The organism is Nocardia sp. NPDC056000 (assembly GCF_042269265.1).
In the GTDB taxonomy this organism is placed as follows: Bacteria; Actinomycetota; Actinomycetes; order Mycobacteriales; family Mycobacteriaceae; genus Nocardia.
In genome coordinates, this window is the sequence record NZ_JBHJXS010000034.1 from 1 (window position 1) to 2,138 (window position 2,138).

At 63.8% G+C, this 2,138-nt stretch carries 1 protein-coding gene and 1 rRNA gene; both read right to left on the reverse strand.

The features are described 5' to 3' along the window. Positions 1 to 83: ribosomal RNA gene (locus ACFC4D_RS46380) — 16S ribosomal RNA — on the reverse strand; the annotation flags it as partial. Between the two features lie 537 nt (positions 84 to 620). Then, positions 621 to 1,910, reverse strand: a complete 1,290-nt coding sequence (gene tyrS, locus ACFC4D_RS46385; protein ID WP_375967801.1) for a tyrosine--tRNA ligase — start codon at positions 1,908 to 1,910, stop codon at positions 621 to 623. Positions 1,911 to 2,138 lie beyond the last annotated feature (228 nt).

Here is a 2,138-nt window from a genome sequence, read left to right on the forward strand (position 1 = left end):
CCCGAAGGGCCTTACCGCTCGACTTGCATGTGTTAAGCACGCCGCCAGCGTTCGTCCTGAGCCAGGATCAAACTCTCCGTTGAAGACTCTCAATCAGCCCTTGCGGGCTAATCGGAAGAATTAACCAGAGTCCGAAAACCTTGGCAAAATCAAACGCCAGCAAAAGTATTTGCTGACTAAATGTCCAACCTTCTCACACGGGGGTGTGGAAGGCCGGAACCAATAAATTATTGGCACTGACATTCATCGACACACTATTGAGTTCTCAAAGAACAGGCGCACAAATCATCCGGCCGCTTTAGCGACCCTCAGAAGAGGCAACTTTTCCAGCCTACCGGCCGCATCCCGCAGAGTCAAACTCGGGGTTGTGGATCGGTTCGCAGGCTGCCAGGCGCTCCTCGTACGACCTCGTTGTCCGGTTCCGTGTTTCCAGCTTCTGAGCTGGGCGTTTGGCACCCGGTCGGTGTCCGTGTCGCTCTGACCTGGAATAAGTTACGTGGCGGAAAACGGAGAGTCAAATCGCCTGGTCACGGGCGCGTCTTCGCAGTTCACGAGGGTCCGCACCGGGCCGTTTCCCGACCCGGGCCACATATTTGTGACCCAGGTCATGGAAAACAAGATCATTCGGCCCGGCGGACGCCGGCGAAGTTCTTCTTGCCGCGACGCAGCACCAGCCAGCTGCCGTGCAGGTAGTCCGAATCCGAGGGAGTCCACTCCAGATCGGAGACGCGTTCGTTGTTCACCGATGCGCCACCCTCGTTGACAGCGCGGCGAGCGGCGGCGCGACTCTCGGAAAGACCGCTGGACACCAGCAGATCGACAATCGTCGATTCCGCGGTGGCCTCGGCGACCTTGCCCTCGACCGCGGCCTCGGTGAGCGCGGCGGCCAGGGTCGACTCGTTCAGATCGCGGAGTTCACCGCGACCGAACAGCGCCTGACTGGCCAGCTGCACCGAACGGGTGTGCTCCTCACCGTGCACGAGCGTGGTCATCTCGGCGGCCAAGCGGCGCTGCGCCTCCCGGGCGTGCGGGCGCTCGGTGGTGGCGGTCTCCAGTTCGTCCAGTTCCTCGCGGGACAGGAAGGTGAACCAGCGCAGGTAGCGGACCACATCGGCGTCCGCGGTATTCACGAAGTACTGGTACCAGGCGTAGGGACTGGTCATCTCCGGATCGAGCCAGAGGCTGCCGCCGCCGGTGGACTTGCCGAACTTCTTGCCGTCGGCCGAGGTCACCAAGGGAACGGTCAGGGCGTGCACGTGCTCACCGTCGACACGACGGTTCAGCTCGACGCCCGCGATGATGTTGCCCCACTGATCCGAACCGCCGACCTGCAACCGGCATTCGTGATTGCGGCGCAGCTGGAGGTAGTCGTTGGCCTGCAACAGCATGTAGGAGAACTCGGTGTAGGACATGCCGTCGCTCTCCAGCCGCCGCTTGACGGTGTCGCGGGCCAGCATGACATTCACCGAGAAGTGCTTGCCGATATCGCGCAGGAAGGAGACCGTGCTCAACGGCCCGGTCCAATCCATATTGTTCGCGATGATCGCACCCGTCGGGGAATCGTCGATATCGACGAAACGCTCCAGCTGGGAGCGGATGCGCCCGGCCCACTCGGCGACGGTGTCGGTGGAGTTCATCGAGCGTTCGCCCACGTCACGCGGATCGCCGATGAGGCCGGTCGCGCCACCCGCGAGAACCACGGGGCGATTGCCCGCACGCTGAAAACGCTTGAGCGCCAACAGCGGAACGAGATGTCCGGCGTGCAGGCTGGCGGCGGTGGGATCGAATCCCGCATAGAGGGTGATCGGGCCCTTCGCCAGCTCCGCACGCAATGCGTCCAGATCGGTGGACTGCGCGATCAAACCGCGCCAGGTCAGTTCATCAATGATGTCGCCGCTCACGTGTCCCATCTTTCCGCACCTGGAATGCCCGCTGACCAGTAGGTCGGCTCCGGCCCCCGCGACGCCGCGTCACGGGGGCCGGAGCCTCATCGCTTCGTACCTGTCTCGCGGGCAGCCCCGCCCGGAGACATCGGAAGCGGATGGGCGCGGTGACCCCCCCGCCGCCGCCCGCGGCCGCTACGCCCCCGAGTGGCCACGGGGGGGGAGACGGCGGAGGAGCACGATTCCTCAGGGCCC

What these genes read in the sequence shown, in the direction of transcription:
- tyrS (WP_375967801.1), bottom strand. Translation starts at nt 1,910, where the DNA reads ATGGGACACGTGAGCGGCGACATCATTGATGAACTGACCTGGCGCGGT.